General features: G+C 71.4%; 15 protein-coding genes. 8 read left to right on the top strand and 7 right to left on the bottom strand.

The window, feature by feature from the left end; genetic code table 11:
• Nucleotides 1-42: 42 nt before the first annotated feature.
• Genes Amac_RS20720 through Amac_RS20730 form a run of 3 tightly spaced genes read left to right on the top strand, consistent with a single transcriptional unit; the run spans nt 43 to nt 5321 of the window.
• Entirely contained in the window at nt 43-2043 is a 2001-nt protein-coding gene (locus Amac_RS20720; RefSeq protein WP_155356036.1) for a sensor histidine kinase, read from the top strand.
• Nucleotides 2044-2089: 46 nt separating this feature from the next.
• Nucleotides 2090-3529 carry a BTAD domain-containing putative transcriptional regulator gene (locus Amac_RS57710; protein ID WP_155356037.1) on the top strand — a complete coding sequence of 480 codons (1440 nt, stop codon included), beginning with the start codon at nt 2090-2092 and terminating at the stop codon, nt 3527-3529.
• Between the two features lie 49 nt (nt 3530-3578).
• A complete protein-coding gene (locus Amac_RS20730; RefSeq protein ID WP_155356038.1) occupies nt 3579-5321 on the top strand; it encodes an NAD+ synthase in 1743 nt (580 codons plus the stop codon).
• On the opposite strand, the gene Amac_RS20735 is transcribed toward Amac_RS20730, so the two are convergent.
• The 3 genes from Amac_RS20735 to Amac_RS20745 all read right to left on the bottom strand — a co-directional run bounded on the left by Amac_RS20735 (nt 5318) and on the right by Amac_RS20745 (nt 8811).
• Nucleotides 5318-5923, bottom strand: coding sequence for a TetR/AcrR family transcriptional regulator (locus Amac_RS20735; RefSeq protein WP_155356039.1), 606 nt, complete (start codon nt 5921-5923; stop codon nt 5318-5320). The two genes, Amac_RS20730 and Amac_RS20735, sit on opposite strands and share 4 nt — an antisense overlap.
• Before the next feature lie 29 nt (nt 5924-5952).
• A complete protein-coding gene (locus Amac_RS20740; RefSeq protein ID WP_155356040.1) occupies nt 5953-7515 on the bottom strand; it encodes an MFS transporter in 1563 nt (520 codons plus the stop codon).
• 114 nt (nt 7516-7629) lie between these two features.
• Nucleotides 7630-8811 (bottom strand): MFS transporter, encoded by a 1182-nt coding sequence (locus tag Amac_RS20745; protein ID WP_155356041.1) that lies wholly within the window; start codon nt 8809-8811, stop codon nt 7630-7632.
• Between the two features lie 159 nt (nt 8812-8970).
• On the opposite strand from Amac_RS20745, the gene panB reads away from it, so the two are divergent.
• A complete protein-coding gene (gene panB / locus Amac_RS20750; protein ID WP_155356042.1) occupies nt 8971-9810 on the top strand; it encodes a 3-methyl-2-oxobutanoate hydroxymethyltransferase in 840 nt (279 codons plus the stop codon).
• A 39-nt stretch (nt 9811-9849) separates the two neighbouring features.
• Here panB and Amac_RS20755 read toward each other — a convergent pair whose 3' ends face one another.
• A complete protein-coding gene (locus Amac_RS20755; RefSeq protein WP_155356043.1) occupies nt 9850-10530 on the bottom strand; it encodes an alpha/beta hydrolase in 681 nt (226 codons plus the stop codon).
• Between the two features lie 138 nt (nt 10531-10668).
• Between Amac_RS20755 and Amac_RS20760 the strand changes: the two genes are divergently transcribed.
• Nucleotides 10669-11490, top strand: coding sequence for a peptidylprolyl isomerase (locus tag Amac_RS20760; protein WP_246268526.1), 822 nt, complete (start codon nt 10669-10671; stop codon nt 11488-11490).
• A gap of 3 nt (nt 11491-11493) precedes the next feature.
• Here Amac_RS20760 and Amac_RS20765 read toward each other — a convergent pair whose 3' ends face one another.
• Nucleotides 11494-12939 carry an aminotransferase-like domain-containing protein gene (locus Amac_RS20765; protein ID WP_246268527.1) on the bottom strand — a complete coding sequence of 482 codons (1446 nt, stop codon included), beginning with the start codon at nt 12937-12939 and terminating at the stop codon, nt 11494-11496.
• 91 nt (nt 12940-13030) lie between these two features.
• On the opposite strand from Amac_RS20765, the gene Amac_RS20770 reads away from it, so the two are divergent.
• Nucleotides 13031-14203, top strand: a complete 1173-nt coding sequence (locus tag Amac_RS20770) for a trans-sulfuration enzyme family protein (protein ID WP_155356046.1) — start codon at nt 13031-13033, stop codon at nt 14201-14203.
• Nucleotides 14204-14212: 9 nt separating this feature from the next.
• Nucleotides 14213-15130 (top strand): threonine/serine dehydratase, encoded by a 918-nt coding sequence (locus Amac_RS20775; RefSeq protein ID WP_155356047.1) that lies wholly within the window; start codon nt 14213-14215, stop codon nt 15128-15130.
• Here Amac_RS20775 and npdG read toward each other — a convergent pair.
• The gene (npdG, locus tag Amac_RS20780) at nt 15117-15785 is read right to left on the bottom strand and encodes an NADPH-dependent F420 reductase (RefSeq protein WP_155356048.1); all 669 of its coding nucleotides are present in this window, start codon (nt 15783-15785) and stop codon (nt 15117-15119) included. The two genes, Amac_RS20775 and npdG, sit on opposite strands and share 14 nt — an antisense overlap.
• Before the next feature lie 47 nt (nt 15786-15832).
• Complete coding sequence (locus Amac_RS20785; RefSeq protein ID WP_218041198.1) at nt 15833-16981, bottom strand: lipase family protein; 1149 nt, start codon at nt 16979-16981, stop codon at nt 15833-15835.
• A 172-nt stretch (nt 16982-17153) separates the two neighbouring features.
• Here Amac_RS20785 and Amac_RS20790 point away from each other — a divergent pair, with 172 nt between their 5' ends.
• A complete protein-coding gene (locus Amac_RS20790) occupies nt 17154-17735 on the top strand; it encodes a hypothetical protein (protein ID WP_174900203.1) in 582 nt (193 codons plus the stop codon).

Consider the following 17735-nt stretch of genomic DNA (forward strand, 5'->3'; position numbering starts at 1 on the left):
CGGGCCATAATCTCTCCCCAACGGGTGATTTACGGGGAGAACATGCGACGGGCACGGCTGGCGTGGGCGATGGCGGCCGTGGGGCTGATCATCGTGCCGACGGCCGTGGTCATCCAGATCGGCCTGCCGCCGGAGTGGATGCCCAACCTGCCCGCCACCCCCGATTACGCCGCCGGATTCGCCTTCCCGGTGGTCGGCGCGTTCCTGCTGGCGCACCAGCCGAAACTGAAGATCGCCTGGCTGATGTGCATCGGCGGGATGTGCTCGGCGATCTGCGTGCTCCTGTCGGTCCTGATGTTCCGCGCGGCGGCCGACGGCGATCTCGCGCTGGCGGGCGTGCTCCGCGACCTGGCCGCGTTACCGTGGACGCTGGGCGGCTGCCTGCTGGCCGTCCTCGTCCCGCTCTTCGCCCCGGACGGGCGGCTCCCGTCCCGGCGCTGGCGCCCGCTGGTGCCGATCGCCCTGACCGGCGCCGTAGTACAGGCGTTTCTGGCCATCACCCGCCCCATCCCCGCCCCGACCGGGAAGCCGCGGCCGGCGGTGATCCCCAACCCGCTGGCGATCGATCTTTTCGGCTCCTTCCACGCCGAGCTGTACATGCTCGTCTACGTGCTCATGGAGCTGTGCATCGTGGCCGCGCTGGTGTCGTTCACCCTCCGGCTGCGCCGCGCCGACGCCGTGACCCGGCGGCAGATCGCGTGGCCGCTGTTCACCTTCGCCATCTATGTCGTGTGCCTGCTGCTGGGCCCGGGCTTCTGGCTGATCGGCGGCCTCTGGACCGGCCTCATCCCCATCGCGATCATGGTGTCGGTGCTGCGCTACCGGCTGTTCGGCATCGACACGGTGATCAGCCACACCATCGTCGCCGCCGGGCTGATCGCCGTGGTCAGCGCCGTCTACTTCAGCGTCGGCGCGCTCTCCAGCCTGCTGGTCTCCAGCTACCACCAGGTCGCCGGCCTGGCCGCCGCCCTGTTCGCCGGGGCGTTCTTCCAGCCGCTCAGGCGAGCCCTGCAACGTTTCTCCGACCGCGTGCTCTACGGCAGGGTCGGCGACCCCCGTCTGCTCGCCGACCGGCTCATCCAGGAAGTGCGGCAGGCCGACCCCGCCGAAGCCCTCGGCGCGGTGGTGGCCGTGGTCCGGGACGGCCTGGCCGTGGCGGGCGCGGCCATCGAGGTGATCGACGGCCTGCGGGTGGAGAGCGGCACGGTCGGCGAGCAGCCCCGCGCGATCGACCTGGTCTGGCACGGCGAGCCCGTCGGCCGCCTGCTGCTCGGGCCCCTCGGCACCCGCCGGTTCGCCGTCTCCCACGACGAGCGGGTGATCGCCACGCTGCTGCCGTACGTGGCGGACGTGGCGCACGCCGCCCGCATGGCCGCCGACCTGCAACGTTCCCGCGAGCGCATCCTGGCCGCCCGGGAGGAGGAGCGCCGCCGCCTGCGCCGCGACCTGCACGACGGCCTCGGCCAGACGCTCGGCGCCATGGCCATGACCATCAACATGGCCAGGATCAGCATCAACCGCTCCCCCGGCACCGCCGACGACCTGCTCCAGGACCTGCGCACCGGCATGGACGCCGTGGCCGGCGACATCCGCGACCTGGTGTACGGGCTGCGCCCGCCCGCGCTCGACGATCTCGGCCTGACCGGCGCGGTGACCTCGCTGGGCGCCGAGACGCTGCCCCCGGCGATCAAGGTGGCGGTGGTGGCCGACGAGCTGGGCGAGCTGCCCGCCGCCGTCGAGGTCGCCGCGTACCGGATCGTGCAGGAGGCGCTCACCAACGTGCGGCGGCACGCCCAGGCGGGCCAGGTGCGGATCGTGCTGGCCCGGGAGGAGGAGCAGCTGGTGGTGCGGATCGAGGACGACGGCGTCGGGCTGCCGGCACACCGGCGCGCCGGGGTGGGCACCGCCTCGATGCGGGAGCGCGCCGCCGAGCTGGGCGGCACCTGCGCGATCACCTCGCCGGACAGCGGCGGAACCCTGGTCGAGGCCCGGCTGCCGGCCGTCGCCGACCGCCTGGAACCCGTCCCCGGCCAGCCCTCCTGAACAGGACATTGTGTTCCGAGCCGAAGCCTTTACGCTTACCCATGCGATGGTGATATTTCGTGCGCTGGGCCCGTTCCAAGCGGTCTCCGGCGATCAGGTGCTCGATCTTGGCGGGCAGCGGCAGCAGGCTGTGCTCGCCCGGCTGCTCGTGGCGGGCGGGCGGGCCATTCCGGTGAGCACGCTCATCGACGAGCTCTGGCCGGGCGCGCCCCCGGCCCAGGCGCTGTCCACGATCCAGGGGTACGTGTCGCGGCTGCGCCGCGCCCTGGAGCCGGACCGGGCGCCGCGCGAGGAGGCCGGGATCCTGATCTCCGCGCCGCCCGGCTACGCGCTCCGCGCCGACGTGGAACGGGTCGACGCCTGGCATTTCGAGAGCCTGGTCAAGCGGGACGGCGACGATCTGGAGGAGATCACCAGGCGGCTGGACACCGCGCTGGCGTTGTGGCGGGGCCCCGCGCTGGCCGAGTTCGCCGACCTGCCGTGGGCCCAGGCCGAGTCGCTCCGCCTGGACGAGCTGCGGCTGATCGCCGTCGAGCGCCGCGCCGACGCCGCCGTACGGCTCGGCAAGACCGCCGCCCTCATCCCCGACCTGGAGGCGCACGCCTCGGGCTACCCGCTGCGGGAGGAGGCGTGGCGGCTGCTCGCGGTCGCGCTCTACCGGTCCGGGCGGCAGGCCGACGCGCTGGGCGCGCTCCGCCGGGCCAGGCAGGTGCTCAGGGACGAGCTGGGCCTGGATCTCGGGCCCACGCTGCAGCGGCTCGAGCAGGACATCCTCGCCCAGGCGTCCCATCTGGACGTGTCACCGGCCGCCACGGTCACGGTCAGGCCCGCCGCGCCCGGGACGGCGTTGCGGGTCGTGGTGGCCGACGATCAGGCGCTCGTCCGCACCGGCCTGCGGGTGGTGCTGGACAGCGAGCCGGAGCTCGAGCTGGTGGCCGAGGCGGAGAACGGCGAGCAGGCCATCGCGGCCGTACGGCTGGCCAGGCCGGACGTGGTGCTGATGGACATCCAGATGCCCCGTCTTGACGGGCTGGCCGCGGCCCGGCGGATCCTGGCCGGGGAGGACCCGCCGAAGGTGATCATGATGACCACGTTCGGCACCGACGACAACCTGTATTCGGCGCTGCGGGCCGGGGTGAGCGGGTTCGTGCTCAAGACCTCGCCGCCGGAGCAGCTGATCGCGGCGATCCGGGCGGCCGTGGCCGGGGACGCGCTGATCGACCCGGCGGTGACCACGCACCTGATCGCGGCCTTCGCGGGCCGCCACGATCCGGCCGCCCCGGCGGGGTTGTCCGACCCGGACATCGATCTGGTCCGGCTGGTCGCGCGCGGCTTCACCAACCGGCAGATCGCGGTCACCCTCGCGGTGCCGGAGCAGGTGGTCGCGGAGGAGGTGAACCGGCTGCTGAAACGTCTCGAACTGCTGGACCGGGCGCAGCTGGTGGTGCTGGCCTACGAATCCGGTCTGGTCAGCCCGGGATCCTGAACTTATCGTCAGGTTGACGACAATAAATCGGGGGCCGTACCCTGGTCGCGTGGCCCAACTCCGTATTGCCCTCGCCCAGACCAACCCTGTCGTCGGCGACCTCGCCGGAAACGCCGACAAGCTGATCGGGTGGACCCGCCGAGCCGCCGACCGCGGCGCGCACCTGGTGGTGTTCACCGAGATGTTCCTCACCGGGTATCCGGTGGAGGATCTCGTGCTGCGGACCTCGTTCGTGGACGCGTCCATCGCCGGGCTCGAGGCGGTCGCCGCCCGGCTCGCCGCCGAGGGACTCGGCGAGCTGCCGGTCGTGGTGGGTTACGTCGACCGGGCCGGGCTGACGCATCGGGTGGGGCAGCCGAAGGGCGCGCCGCTGGACGCCGCCGCGCTGCTGCACCAGGGGCGGGTGGTGCTGCGGACGGCCAAGCATCACCTGCCGAACTACGGCGTCTTCGATGAATACCGCTATTTCGTGCGCGGGGATCGGCTGCCCGTGTTCCGGTTGCACGGGGTGGATGTGGCCGTGGCCATCTGCGAGGACCTGTGGCAGGAAGGGGGTCCCGTCTCGGTGGCGCGGGAGGCGGGGGCGGGGCTGCTGGTGGTGCCGAACGCCTCGCCGTACGAGATGAACAAGGACGACGTGCGGTTCGCACTGTGCGCCCGCCGGGCCAGGGAGGCGGGGTGCGCGCTCGCCTACGCCAACCAGGTGGGCGGGCAGGATGAGCTGATCTTCGATGGGGACTCGCTGATCGTGTCGGCCGAGGGGGAGCTGATCGCGCGGGCCGGGCAGTTCACCGAGGAGCTGCTGGTCACCGATCTGGAGCTGCCGCTGGGCTCGGGCGCGCCCGGGGAGTTCCAGGTGGACGCCGCGGACGGGACGACGATCACCGTGGAGCGGGTCGTGCTGTCGGAGGAGCCGCTGGCGTATCCGGCCGAGCCGCCGGTGATCGAGGAGCGGCTCGACGACCGGGCCGAGGTGTATCAGGCGCTGGTGCTCGGGGTGCGCGACTACGTGGCCAAGAACGGGTTCCAGTCGGTCATCCTCGGGCTGTCCGGCGGCATCGACTCGGCGCTCACCGCGACCATCGCGGCCGACGCGATCGGGCCGGACCGGGTGCACGTGGTGCTGATGCCGTCGCGCTACTCCTCCGACCACTCCGTCGAGGACGCCGAGGAGCTGGTCCGCCGCCAGGGGCTCCAGGCTCAGGTGGTGCCGATCGCCGACGTGGTCAACGCGTTCGAGAAGGAGATCGAGCTGACCGGCCTGGCGGCCGAGAACCTGCAGGCGCGGGTGCGCGGCATGCTGCTGATGTCGCTGTCCAACCAGCACGGCCACCTGGTGCTCACCACCGGCAACAAGAGCGAGCTGGCGACCGGCTACTCCACCCTGTACGGCGACTCCGCCGGCGGCTTCGCCCCGATCAAGGACGTGCCCAAGAGCCTGGTGTGGGAGCTGTCGAAGTGGCGGAACACGCGGTCCACGCCGCCGCCCATCCCGGAGAACTCGATCACCAAGGAGCCGAGCGCGGAACTGCGGCCCGAACAGCGGGACACCGACTCGCTCCCGCCGTACGAGGTGCTCGACCGGCTCCTGGACGACTACGTGGAGCAGGATCTGGGGCGGGAGGAGCTGATCGCGGCCGGGCACGATCCCGAGCTGGTGACCCGGGTGATCCGGCTGGTGGACACGGCGGAGTACAAGCGCCGCCAGTACCCGCCGGGTCCGAAGATCAGCCCCAAGAACTTCGGACGCGACCGGCGCCTTCCCATCACCAACCGGTGGCGGGAAGGCTAGCGGGACAGGAAGCCGCGTAGGGCCTCGTCGACGATTCTGGCCGCCAGGTCGTCGGCGAGGGGCGTGTTGTTGTGGGCCGCCCCCTTGGTGTACCAGAGCATGGTGCCGCTGAGCATGCCGATGGCCAGCTCGATGTCCAGGTCGGGGCGGAGCTCCCCGGTGGCCACACCGCGTTCCAGCACGGCACGCATCGCGGCTCTGCGGGGCTCGATGGCGGTCTTGTGGAAACGTTCGTACAGGTTCGGGTGGCGGTCGGGTTCGCTCATCGCGATGTTCATGATGCAGCGGGTGCGCAGGGTGAGCGTGTCCTGCCGCATCACGTCCAGGTAGGCGACCAGGTCCTCCCGCACCGTCCGGCCCTCGACCACCGGCAGCGGGGCCTTGAGGGTGGCCAGGGCGTCCCCGACCAGCTCCTCCTTGTTGGCCCAGCGCCGGTAGATCGTCGTCTTGCCGACTCCGGCGCGGGCCGCCACGGCCTCGATCGACAGCTCGGACACCGAGGTGCCCTCGCCGATCAGATCGAGCGTGGCGTCCACGATCGCCTTCTCCGCCCGCTCACTCCGGGGACGCCCCGCGGGCCTGGCGGTTCCCATCACGGTCATCTCGGAGCCTCCTCTCGCGTTTGTGAAGGTTAAACTACCGCCGATTCCCGCTCCACGTCGGCGGCGTGGGCCGGGGCGTACTTCACGCTCTTGCCCGGCATCCAGCGAGCGACCACGAGCGCGCCGATCAGGGCGACCAGGGCCGAACCCGCCGCCGCCCAGTGAATGCCGGTCACGAACGCGTCGTTGGCCGCGTCCATCAGCGCCGCGCCCTGGGCGCCCATGCGCTCGGTCACGGCGGCGGCCCCGGCGATGGACTCGGTCACCGCGTGCGCGGCCTCCGGCGGCAGGCCGGTGACCTGGCCCTCCATGTTCCCCCGGTAGCTGGCCGAGAGCGCGGCGCCCAGCACGGCGATGCCGAGCGTGCCGCCGACCTGGCGGACCACGTTGCTCATCGAGGAGCCTACCCCGGCCTTCTCCCGCGGCAGCGCGTTCATGATCGCCGTGGTCGAGGTGGGCAGGATGTTGGCCATGGCCGCGCCCTGCACGAACCCGAGCACCAGCAGGATCCACAGCGGCGTGTCAGCCTCGGCGAACACGTATCCGGCCAGCGCGACGGCGATCACCAGCATCGAGACCGTGCCGACCACCTTGGCGCCGAACCGCTCCACCATCCGGGCGCTCTGCGGCGAGAACAGCAGCTGCGCCACCGCGAACGGCAGCACCAGCGCGCCCGACTCCAGCGGCGAGAAGCCGCGGACGATCTGCCAGTAGAACGCCAGGAAGAACAGCACGCCCATGGCCGCGAAGAACACCAGGCCGACGGTGATGATCGCGGTGGAGAAGCCCGCGTTGCGGAAGTTGCGCACGTCGAAGGCCGGGTGGTCGATGCGGCTCTCGTACCAGACGAAGGCGGCCAGGATGGCCAGGCCGATCGCGGACGGCACGATGACCGTGGCGTCGGCGGCGGTGCCCAGTTCGGTGATCCTGACGATGCCGTAGACCAGAGAGACCAGGCCCAGGATGGACAGCAGCACGCCGACCGGGTCGAGCGCGGCCTTGTGCGGGTCCTTGGAGTCGGGCACCAGCGAGGCGATCAGCACGATCGCGAGCAGCACGATCGGCACGTTGATCAGGAAGACCGAGCCCCACCAGAAGTGCTCGAGCAGCAGGCCGCCGGTGATCGGGCCGATCGCGACGGCGATGCCGACGCCGCCCGCCCAGACGCCGATCGCCCGGCCGCGCTCGTGGATCGGGAAGACGTTGGAGATGATCGCCAGGGTGGCGGGCATGATCGCCGCGCCGCCGATGCCCATCAGCGATCTGGCCACGATGAGCTGCATCGGATCCTGGGCGTACGCGCTGGCCAGCGAGGACAGGCCGAACAGGATCATGCCGATCAGCAGCATGCGCTTGCGGCCGTAGCGGTCGCCGAGCACGCCGAAGGTGAACAGCAGCCCGGCGAACACGAGCGTGTAGGAGTTCATGGCCCACTCCAGCTCGCTCTGGGTGGCGCCCAGGCCGTGGACCGGGTCGGCGATCGTCTTGATCGCCACGTTCAGGATGGTGTTGTCGAGCACCACCGCGAGCAGGCTGAACACCATCACGCCGAGGATCTGCCAGCGGCGCGGGTGACCAGTGTCTGGTTCCACGATTTCCCCCCAATTACGATACGATCTAGTTTCGCAACGACACCGTATCGTATGATCTTTACGATACGCAACGGTTCCGTAAAGCAATCTTCAAGGGCAGGGCATTCCCCTAGATCAGACAAGCACCGGCTTGGGCGCCTTTCGCCAGATCGGAGCGGCCGCGGCGACCACGGCCAGGCCGATCAGGCCGGCCCCGGCGAACGCCCAGGCCGGACCGGCCCCGTCGATGATGGCTCCGGCGATCGGGCCCGCGACGGCGATGCCGATGGTCAGGAAGGTGCCGTGCAGGCCCATCACCTCGCCGCGCACCGCCGTGGGCGCCCACCTGTTGACCATGTTGACGGTGGCGGACTGGGAGGGCGCGCAGAGCAGGCCGCTGGGGATGAGCGCCAGGCAGAGCCACCACCAGCCGCCGCCCACCAGCCCGACCGGAATGGTCAGCGCGCTGAGCACGGCGATCATGGCCAGGGGTGAGAAGCCGCGCGAAAGGCCGCCGTAGACGAACCCGCCGACCAGAGAGGAGAGGCACCAGATGCTGATGACCGGGCCGATCCACCCGGTGGCGCCGCTGTCCTCCAGCGTCGCCACGATGGCCAGGTCGGTGGCGGTCAGCACGAAACAGAGCGTGGACCCCATCGCGAGCACGGTGAGCAGCCGGGGCGTCAGCCACTGCCGCCGGGGAATGTGCTCGCCGGTCTCGGCCGCGAGTTCGGCGGCCGACCGGGTGGGCGGGTTCAGCGCGAATAAGGCGAGACCCGAGCAGAGGAAGCCGACACCGATCACCGCCATCGCGGTGGTGCTGGACAGCGCGCTCACCCCGGCGGCCGCCACCGCCGGGCCGATCATGAACGACGTCTCGGTGGCCATCGAGTCCAGCGCGAACCCGGTCCGATGGCTCTCGGCGGGCACCATCGCCGCCAGGCACTGCCGGATCACCCCGAACACCGGCAACATCAGCAGCCCGCTCACTCCCGCCAGGACCAGCAACGCCGGGTACGGCAACGCCCACGCGGTCACCCAGAACAGGAACTGCGCCAGCATGGTGACCACCACCACCGGCCGCACCCCGCGCCGGTCGATGAACCGGCCCGTGATGGGCGAGCCGAGCGCCATGCCGATCGTGGCCGAGGCGCCGACCAAGCCGGCCTGGGTCCAGGTCATCCCGAGCGACTTCACCGTGTGCAACGTCAGCACCAGGCTGGTGGCCGTGTGGGGGATCCGGGCGAGGAGCCCGACGAGGAGCAGGTTCCGCACGCCGGGCTCGGCCAGGACCCGGCGGTAAGGTTCAATTTCCATTTTTGCGACTTACCTCCGCATGGCATTGTGCCGTGCGGCACCGACAGGTTCGCCACTGGATTACTGGGGTGGCGTGGGGTGTTCCCCGCTGGTGACGGCATGCAATGATCTGACTGTCCGGGGACGCCACTGGGGCGCCACGAGACCATGGAGGTAGCCATGTCCTCTGCTAGTTCTGTAAGCGCGCTCTATGGCGGTAACGCCGGGCGCAGGGTCACCGTCCGCGATATCGGCGCCGCCAAGGCGCGGCGCGAACGCTGGCCGATGGTCACCGCGTACGACGCGATGACCGCGCGGGTCTTCGACGAGGCGGGCATCCCCGTCATGCTCGTCGGCGACTCGGCCGCGATGGTGGTCTTCGGTTACGACTCGACGCTCCCGGTGACCGTCGACGACCTCATCTCCCTCACGGCCGCCGTCGTCCGGGGTTCGTCCCGGGCCATGGTCGTGGCCGACCTCCCGTTCGGCTCCTACCAGGCCTCACCCCAGCAGGCCCTGGAGTCGGCGACCCGGTTCATGAAGGAAGCCGGAGCCCACGCCGTCAAACTGGAGGGCGGCACCCGGGTTCTCCCCCAGATCGAAACCCTCGTCTCGGCCGGCATCCCCGTCATGGGCCACCTCGGCCTCACCCCCCAGTCGGTGAACGTCTTCGGTGGGTATCGCGTGCAGGGCCGTGGCCAGTCCGGTGAGGAACTCATGGCCGACGCCAAGGCCCTCGAGCACGCGGGCGCTTTCTCCCTCGTCCTCGAATGTGTCCCCACCGACCTGGCCAACCGTGTCACCGCCGCCCTCTCCATCCCCACCATCGGGATCGGCGCGGGCCCGGGCACGGACGCGCAGGTCCTCGTCTGGCAGGACCTCATGGGCCTGACCGAGCACCCCGCGAAGTTCGTCAAGAAGTACTCGGACCTGGCGGGCGAGATGCACCGCGCGGTCCGAACCTTCGCCGACGAGGTCGTCAACGGCGCGTTCCCCACCGCCGAGCACAGCTACAGCTGACAAGCAGCGCCGTGGCCCGGAACACCTCTGGGCCACGGCCTACTGCGACGCGCCGATCAGCCACTCCGCGATCTCGTCCGGGGCGACGACCTGATGGAGGTGCTCGCCCGGGATGCGCGTGACCGGCCACCCACGCTCGTCGGCCTCCTTGGCGGCCCTCGCGTAGGGCTCGCCGAACCACAGGTACGCGCCGCGCACATGATCCCACTTGGCCGGTACGGGAATCTCCTGGTCGTAATACGCCAGCGGAAGCCGCGGCTGTTCGGCGACGATCTGACGGCGAGCCGCCTCATCGGGCACCAGTTCGGCGACCGCCTCTTCAGGCCACCAGTCGGTCCAGCGCGGCAGGATGCCGTCCGGATCGGCCATCGAACCGAGGAAGACCAGGTGCTCCGGCTCGGCCGCCCGGGTGGAGCCGGTCCGGGGCGGCAGGGCCGCGTCCACGAACAGGCAGATCGTGATCTGCCCGCGCAGGGCCTCCACCACCAGCGGCACGAACAGGCCCGCGTTGCTGTGCGCCACGATCGCCAGCGGCCCGAGCGGCGCCGAGGCCACCACCTCGTCCACCACCCTCGGCCAGTACGGCGGAGCCCCTACCCCGACATCCACCAGCGAGGGCACGACCGCCGCCCGCCCCCGGGCCCGTAACGCGGCGGCGACCGGCGTCCACGTCGAAGGCCCGACGGAGGGACTGTGCACCAGCACGAAGGTCGCGTCCATTACCCCAGCATTCACCCGAGATCGTCCCTCTAGCGCGGACATCCTCTTAGCGCGAACGGCTTACACGGAACGAACAAGATCACCGCTAGCGTTGCGCACCGAATTGGCTACGTATCGTATAAGCGGAAGGTAAAATCCGTGTTTGACAGCAAGCGCTTAGCCGTCCTCGGCCTGGGTCTGATTCTGGCGCTCGTGACCGCCTGCAGCGGCTCCGACGCGACCGCCCCGGTCGCGGCCGAGTCCGGCGCTCCCTCATCGCTGCCCCCCTCGGCGGTCCCCTCCGCGGTCCCGTCGGAGATCCAGGAGGCGAGCCCCGCGCCGCCGGTCAACCCGGCCAAGGCCACCTGCGACTACCGCAAGGACGACACCGGCAGCCCGGAGCGCTTCGTCGGCTTCCCGCCCAAGAAGCCCACCAAGGCCGCGTTGAACGCCAAGACCATGACGATGCGCACCAACCACGGGGACATCGTGATCGAGCTCACCCAGAACACGCCGTGCACGGTGAACTCCTTCGCGTTCCTGGCCGGCAAGAAGTACTTCGACAACACCGTCTGCCATCGCCTGGTCACCGCCGAGACCAACGGCGTGGACATGCTCCAGTGCGGCGATCCGCAGGCCAAGGGCGACGGGAAGAACCCGACCGACGGCACCGGCGGGCCCGGCTACCTGTTCCCGGATGAGAACCTCGGCCCGCAGTACGTGCGCGGCGTGGTCTTCATGGCGCAGGGCGGGGACGCGGCCAACTCCAACGGCAGCCAGTTCGCGATCTCCACCGCCAATGAGACCGCGCAGCTGCCCGCCGCCTACACGCCCTTCGGCGTGGTCGTGAAGGGCATGGAAATCGTTGACAAGATCGTCGCCGGGGGCGTGCAGACCACCCAGAGCGACATCCTCAGCGACGACGGCGGCTCCAACGCGCCGAAGATCCCCGTCAAGATCAAGACGATCGTGCTCGCGTAGCGCTTACACCACCAAAGGGTGGAGCGAGGCGCGGCGGCGGGTGCCGTCGTACTCGGCCCAGGCGGCGGCGAGCCGGGTGACCGATTCGGTGAGTTCGGCCTCCGGGTGCACGAACGGCAGCCGGAGGCGGTCCACGTGCTCGCCCGCCGGGTCGAAGGACGGGCCCGGCGGGACGGCGACGCCGTGGCGGGCCGTCAGCTGGGCGAAGGCGCCGGCGTCGCCGCGCGGGAGCCGTACCCACAGGGTCTGGCCGCCCAGGGCGGGCTGGTGGGACCAGGTGGGGAGCTGAGCGGCGAGCTGGGTGCGCAGGTGGTCGTGGCGGTGTTTGAGGGTGGCCACGCGGGCTTGGCGTATCTCGTCCAGGTCCCTCAGGAGGGCGACGGCGGCGAGTTGGGCGAGGACATCGCCGCCCAGGTCGTGGATGGCGCGCAGGCGGGCCAGCCGGGAGATCACGGGGGTGGCGGCGCGAATCCAGCCGACCCGGATGCCACCCCAGATCAGCTTGCTGAGGGAAGCGACGGTGATGAGCTGCTCGCCCTTCGCGTACGCGGCGAGGGGGAGGGGCAGCTCGCCGTCGAAGCAGAGCTCGGCGGGGACCTCGTCGTCGATCACCGGGACGTCGGCGCCGGCCGCCCATCCGGCCAGGCGGCGCCGGGCCAGCGGGGGCATGATCAGGCCGGTCGGGTTGTGAGCGGTCGGGATCACGTACGCGAGGGCGGGCTTGCCCACCTCCGGCTCGCGCGGGGACAGCACGCCCCGGTCGTGGGCTTCGGCCAGGTCGCAGGGGGAGAGCAAGGCCCCGGCGTCGCGGAAGATCTCGATGGCGCTCGGGTAGGTCGGGCTTTCGATCCTGACCGTGTCCCCCGGCGCCACCAGCAGCGCGGTGATCAACGAGATGGCCTGCTGGCCGCCGTTGGTGACCAGGATCTGGTCCGGGCCGGTGGGCAGGCCGCGGCGGCTGTAGTACGCCGCCAGCGCCCGCCGCAGATCCGGATATCCAGCCGGATGGTAGCCAATATCGTGGCGGACCCCGCTTAACCGCGCGATCGCCTCCTGGTACGCCTCGATCAGCTCCGGCGGCGGCTCGATCGGCGCGGCGCAGGTCAGCAGCGTCACCCCGTCCGGCGGGTCGAGCACGTGCAGCAGCAGCGGGTTCGACACCCCGTCCGCCGCCCGGGTGGCGGGCAGCTCCGCCTCGGCGACCCTGGTTCCGCTGCCCTGCCGCCGGATCAGCCGCCCTTCCTGCTGCAGCAGGTCGTAGGCCGCCACGACCGTCCCCCGGCCGACCGCCAGCCGCCGCGCCAGCACCCGGTCGGGGGGCAACGCCGACCCCGGCGGCAGCAGCCCGTCGTCGATCAGCGCCCGGAGCCGGATCGCGAGCAGCAGATACAGCGGCCCCCGCCCGGACGCCCAGCGCCCCAGCCACCCGACGATCCGCTCGACGTCCATCCACGCACTCCCCTTCATTGGTTCGAGAAGCGGACCAATTCGGAGCCATTGGATCTGACATCGGACGGGGTTTCAAGTAATCCTTGGCGTTATGAGTGCTTTTCGACCGGAAACGCGGCTTGTTCACCTGCCGAAGCCGGTGCTGACCGGAAGTTCGCCGATCTCAGTGCCGATCTACCAGACCTCGGGATTCGAGTTCGAGGATCCCGCGGTGTTCGCGGACGGGATGACCCGCCCGGACGGCGCGTTCGTCTACGCGCGGTACTCCAACCCGACCGTACGGTCCCTGGAGGACGCCGTCGCCGGCCTCGAAGGAGGCGTGGCGGCGGTGGCCGCGGCCTCCGGGATGGGCGCGATCAACATGGTGCTGCTCGGGTTACTGCAGCCGGGCGACCACGTCATCGCGCAGCACGCGCTCTACGGCGGCACCGCGCACATGCTCGACGATCTCGTCGAGCGGTTCGGCATCCAGGTCAGCTACGTGCCGGAACACGACCCGGCGGCGGTCCGCGCGGCCATCCGGCCGCGGACCAAGCTGCTCTACCTGGAGACCATCGCCAACCCGATGACCCAGGTCGCGGACCTGCCCGCGATGTGCGCCGCCGCGCGCGAGGCGGGCATCCTCACGGCGGTGGACAACACCTTCGCCTCGCCGATCCTGTGCCGCCCGATCGAGCACGGCGCCGACATCGTCCTGCACTCGACCACCAAGTACCTGGGCGGCCACGCCGACATCATCGGCGGCCTGGCGGTCTTCGCCGACGACGCGCTCTACCGGAAGATCTGGTCCTACGCCTGCACGCTCGGCGCCACCCCCGACCCGTTCGCGGCCTGGCTGACCCTGCGCGGCATGCAGACGCTCGCGCTGCGGATGGAACGCCACTGCGCCAACGCCCGCGTGCTGGCCACCCGCCTGGCCGGGCACCCGGCGGTCGCCGCCGTGCACTGGCCCGGCCTGGCGAGCCACCCCTCCCACGAGATCGCCGCCAAGCTCCTCCCCGACTTCAGCGGCGTGCTCTCCTTCGACCTGCTCGGCGGGCGCGCGGCCGGGGAGAAATTCATGAGCTCGGTACGGCTCGCGCTTCTCGCCCCTTCCCTGGGCGGGGTCGAAACCCTGATCCTCCACCCCGCCAGCACCTCCCACCGCCACCTGGACGAGGAGCAGTTGGCCCAGGCGGGGATCGGCGCGGGAACCGTCCGCGTGGCGGTCGGCATCGAGCACGCCGAGGACCTCTGGGCCGACATCGCGCAAGCCCTGGACTAGAGTTCCCCGATGGCGGTCACACGGGCGGACGTGGAGCGGGCGGCAGATCGGATCGGCGGGTATGTGCTGCGCACGCCCGTCATCGAGGTCGAACCCGGGCGATGGCTCAAGCTGGAATGCCTCCAGCACGCGGGCTCCTTCAAGGTCAGGGGAGCCTTCAACCGGCTCCTCGGCGCCACCCCGCCCGCCGCCGGGGTACTCTCGGCCAGCGGCGGCAACCACGGCCTCGCGGTCGCCTTCGCGGCCCGTCGCCTGGGCGTACGCGCGGAGATCTTCGTCCCCGAGGTGTGCGCGCCCGTGAAGATCGCGGGCCTGCGCGCCCTGGGCGCGGAGGTCGTCGTCGGCGGGGCGATCTACCAGGAAGCCCTCGAAGCCTCCTGGAAACGCGCCGCCGAGACGGGCGCCGTCGAGATCCACGCCTACGACCAGCTCGACGTCGCCGCCGGTCAGGGCACGGTGGCCCTGGAACTCCTGGACCAGCTCGGCCAGGTGGACACGGTCGTGGTGGCCGTCGGCGGAGGCGGCCTGGTGGCCGGAATCGTCGCCGGTCTGGACGGCCGGGCCCAGGTGATCGCCGTGGAACCGGAACGTATCCCCACCCTGCACCGGGCCCTGGCCGCGGGCGAGCCCGTCCGCGTCGAGGTCAGCGGCGTCGGCGCGGACGCCCTCGGCGCGAGCATGCTCGGCCGCATCCCGTACGAGACCGTGGCCGGACGCGTCACCAGCGTCCTGGTCTCCGACGAAGCCATCGTCGAAGCCCGCCACGCGCTCTGGCACGAGCACCACATCGCGGTCGAGCACGCGGGCGCGGCGGCCCTGGCCGCCCTCCGCGGCGGGGCCTACACCCCCGCGCCGGGCGAGCGGGTGGCCGTGATCGTCTGCGGTTCCAACACCGATCCCGCCACCCTGGCCGTCACACGTCGGTGACGCGGAGCCCGGCGTGAGCCTTGTACCGGCGGTTGATCGAGATCAGGTTGGCGGTGAAGGCCTCGATCTGGTGGGCGTTGCGGAGGCGTCCGCCGTAGATGCCGCGGACGCCGGGGATGCGGGCGGCCAGGGCCTGGACCAGATCCGTGGCCTCGCGGTCGTCGCCCAGGACCAGGACGTCCAGGTCGATGGTGGCGACGGCGGGATCCAGGAGCAGGACCGCGGACACGTGGTGGAAGGCGGCCACCACCCGGCTTTCCGGCAGCAGCGCCGCCGCCTGCTGGGCCGCGCTGCCCTCCTCGACCGCCAGCGGGTACGCGCCCTGCTTGTCGAAACCGAGCGGGTTCACGCAGTCCACCACGATCTTCCCGGCCAGCTCCCCGGCCAGGGCCGACACGGTCGCCGCGTGCCCCTCCCAGGGCACCGCCACGATCACCACGTCGGCCGCCGCCGCGACCGCCGCGTTCTCGCCGCCCTCCACGAGTCCCGCGCCGCTCAGCTCGGCGGCGGCCGCGTGCGCCCGGTCGGCGTGGCGCGAGCCGATCAGCACCCGGTGCCCGGCCAGGGCGAACCGGTGCGCCAGGCCCTTGCCCTGGTCACCGGTGCCGCCCAGGATCGCGATCGTCAGTTCCGAAATATCATTCCGCTCAGCCATGGGCTAGATCATGCCAGGCCCCCCACCGGGACCTGTCAGCCGTCCCCTCAGCAGTTGCTGATCGCCGGGAGCCCGAGCACCCGGGAGGCCAGCCAGGCGATCGCGAGCGGGCCGCCCTCGACCGCGCCCAGCACGTGGCTGCTCGCCGGGACCGACGTCCACAGCACGTTGGCGCCCTTGGCGCAGTACTCGCGCCGCAGCGTGCGGCTGACCGCGATCGGGATGATCTCGTCCCCGGTGCCGTGGTAGACGAACATGGGCACGGACGGCTTGCTCGCGCCGAGCCGGTTCTCGGCCAGCCTGGCCTGCCAGTCGGGGCGGTGCATCACGTCGGTCGTGGTCAGGTCGGCCAGGTGGCGGCCGGCCAGCTTGGCTCTGATCTCGTCCACGCAGTCGTCGCGGGCGTCGTCGAACAGGGCCGCGCCCTCGGGGGTGAGGTAGCTCTCCAGGGCGAGCTCGGGGTAGGCCGCGTCCAGGCCGACGCCCGCCGCCGCGGCCAGGCCGAAGTCGGGGCCGCCGTCCACGTTGTCGGCCACCGCCTGGAGGTCGGCCGGGACTCCGCCGGCGGCGACGCCCTTGAGTTTGAGCTCAGGGGCGTACGAGGAGTGCAGCTGGGCCGCCCACCCGGCCGACGAGCCGCCCTGCGAGTAGCCCATGATCACGACGGGACCGCCCGCCGCCAGGTTCGCGCCCGGGGTTCTGGTCGCCGCCCGGATCGAGTCGAGCACGGCCTGCCCCTGCGAGCGGCCCGCCATGTACGTGTGATCGCCCGGCGTGCCGAGCCCTTCGTAGTCGGTCACCGCGACCGCCCAGCCCTTGAGCAGCAGCAGGCTCATGAACGCGAGCTCCAGCTCCGTCCCGTTGGCCATCGCCTGCGAGGGGGCGCACTGGTCGCCGAGGCCGTGGGTGCCGACCGCGTACCCGGCGACGGGACGTTTCCCGAACGGATAAGACGCCTTCGGCACCAGCAGCGTGCCGGACACGATGGTGGCGGCGCCGGTCGCGGAGGTCGAGCGGTAGCGCAGGTGCCAGGCCTTGACGGGAACTTCCAGCAGCCGGCCCGGCGCGAGGTAGACGGTGGTCGGAGTGGCCTCGACGACGTCGCCGGGGGCGGCCGCGGAGGCGGGGGCGGGGACCACGGTTAATAACAGGAGGGAGCCGATGGCGAGCACGGCGGATCTGACTCGAACGTGCATGGTGAGGCCGCCCTTCGTGGCGTCACTACTCGGTGGACGGCGCCGTGAGCTCGATAGTTACCCGGCAGTAGCCCATGGTCAAGGGGGCACGACCGGGAAAAATGTGACACGTGCCACCGGCAATGTGGCCGAACCCCGCCGCGCGGCCGTGACCTGGGGCACGATGGAACGCATGGACGCCGCCGCGGTCAGATTCCTGCGGGAGGCCCTCGCCTCCACCGACTGGGTGGCCCGCACCCGCGAATTCGGCCGCACGCTCCGCGCCACCCGCTCCCCCGGCGGCCTGCTCCTGGTCGGCACCCCCGACGAGGAACCCTGGCACCTGACCGCGCACCTCAGCGACGAAGCGCGCCTGTCCGGCCTGGGCCAGCTCGCCCCCACCCTGCTCCGCTGGTCCCCTCCCCTGGACGCCCCCGCCCACCTTCGCGTCGGCCTGGACCGCCTGACCGCCGCCACCCGGGGCGAAACCCTCTTGGTCGTGGCCGAGGATCAGGCCCCCGTCCCCCTGCTGGAACGCGTCGACGACGCCCGCAGAACCGGCGCCACCATCCTGGCCCTGGACGGCGGCGACCCCGATCTCGCGTCCCTGGCCCACGACGCCCTCTCCGTCCCCGAGATCGGCGCCCCGCTCTCCTTCGACGGCGCCCAGCACCTGATCAGCATGGCCGCCGCCGAACTCCCGCACCGCGCGTCCCTGCGCGAACGCCTCGCCCGCCTCGCCGACCGGGTGACCGGGCCGCGGACCGCCGACTGA

Source organism: Acrocarpospora macrocephala (assembly GCF_009687865.1).
Classification (GTDB): Bacteria; Actinomycetota; Actinomycetes; order Streptosporangiales; family Streptosporangiaceae; genus Acrocarpospora; species Acrocarpospora macrocephala.

What these genes read in the sequence shown, in the direction of transcription:
- Amac_RS20720 (WP_155356036.1), top strand. Translation starts at nt 43, where the DNA reads ATGCGACGGGCACGGCTGGCGTGGGCGATGGCGGCCGTGGGGCTGATC.
- Amac_RS57710 (WP_155356037.1), top strand. Translation starts at nt 2,090, where the DNA reads ATGGTGATATTTCGTGCGCTGGGCCCGTTCCAAGCGGTCTCCGGCGAT.
- Amac_RS20735 (WP_155356039.1), bottom strand. Translation starts at nt 5,923, where the DNA reads ATGACCGTGATGGGAACCGCCAGGCCCGCGGGGCGTCCCCGGAGTGAG.
- Amac_RS20745 (WP_155356041.1), bottom strand. Translation starts at nt 8,811, where the DNA reads ATGGAAATTGAACCTTACCGCCGGGTCCTGGCCGAGCCCGGCGTGCGG.
- panB (WP_155356042.1), top strand. Translation starts at nt 8,971, where the DNA reads ATGTCCTCTGCTAGTTCTGTAAGCGCGCTCTATGGCGGTAACGCCGGG.
- Amac_RS20755 (WP_155356043.1), bottom strand. Translation starts at nt 10,530, where the DNA reads ATGGACGCGACCTTCGTGCTGGTGCACAGTCCCTCCGTCGGGCCTTCG.
- Amac_RS20765 (WP_246268527.1), bottom strand. Translation starts at nt 12,939, where the DNA reads ATGGACGTCGAGCGGATCGTCGGGTGGCTGGGGCGCTGGGCGTCCGGG.
- Amac_RS20770 (WP_155356046.1), top strand. Translation starts at nt 13,031, where the DNA reads ATGAGTGCTTTTCGACCGGAAACGCGGCTTGTTCACCTGCCGAAGCCG.
- Amac_RS20775 (WP_155356047.1), top strand. Translation starts at nt 14,213, where the DNA reads ATGGCGGTCACACGGGCGGACGTGGAGCGGGCGGCAGATCGGATCGGC.
- npdG (WP_155356048.1), bottom strand. Translation starts at nt 15,785, where the DNA reads ATGGCTGAGCGGAATGATATTTCGGAACTGACGATCGCGATCCTGGGC.
- Amac_RS20785 (WP_218041198.1), bottom strand. Translation starts at nt 16,981, where the DNA reads ATGCACGTTCGAGTCAGATCCGCCGTGCTCGCCATCGGCTCCCTCCTG.
- Amac_RS20790 (WP_174900203.1), top strand. Translation starts at nt 17,154, where the DNA reads ATGGACGCCGCCGCGGTCAGATTCCTGCGGGAGGCCCTCGCCTCCACC.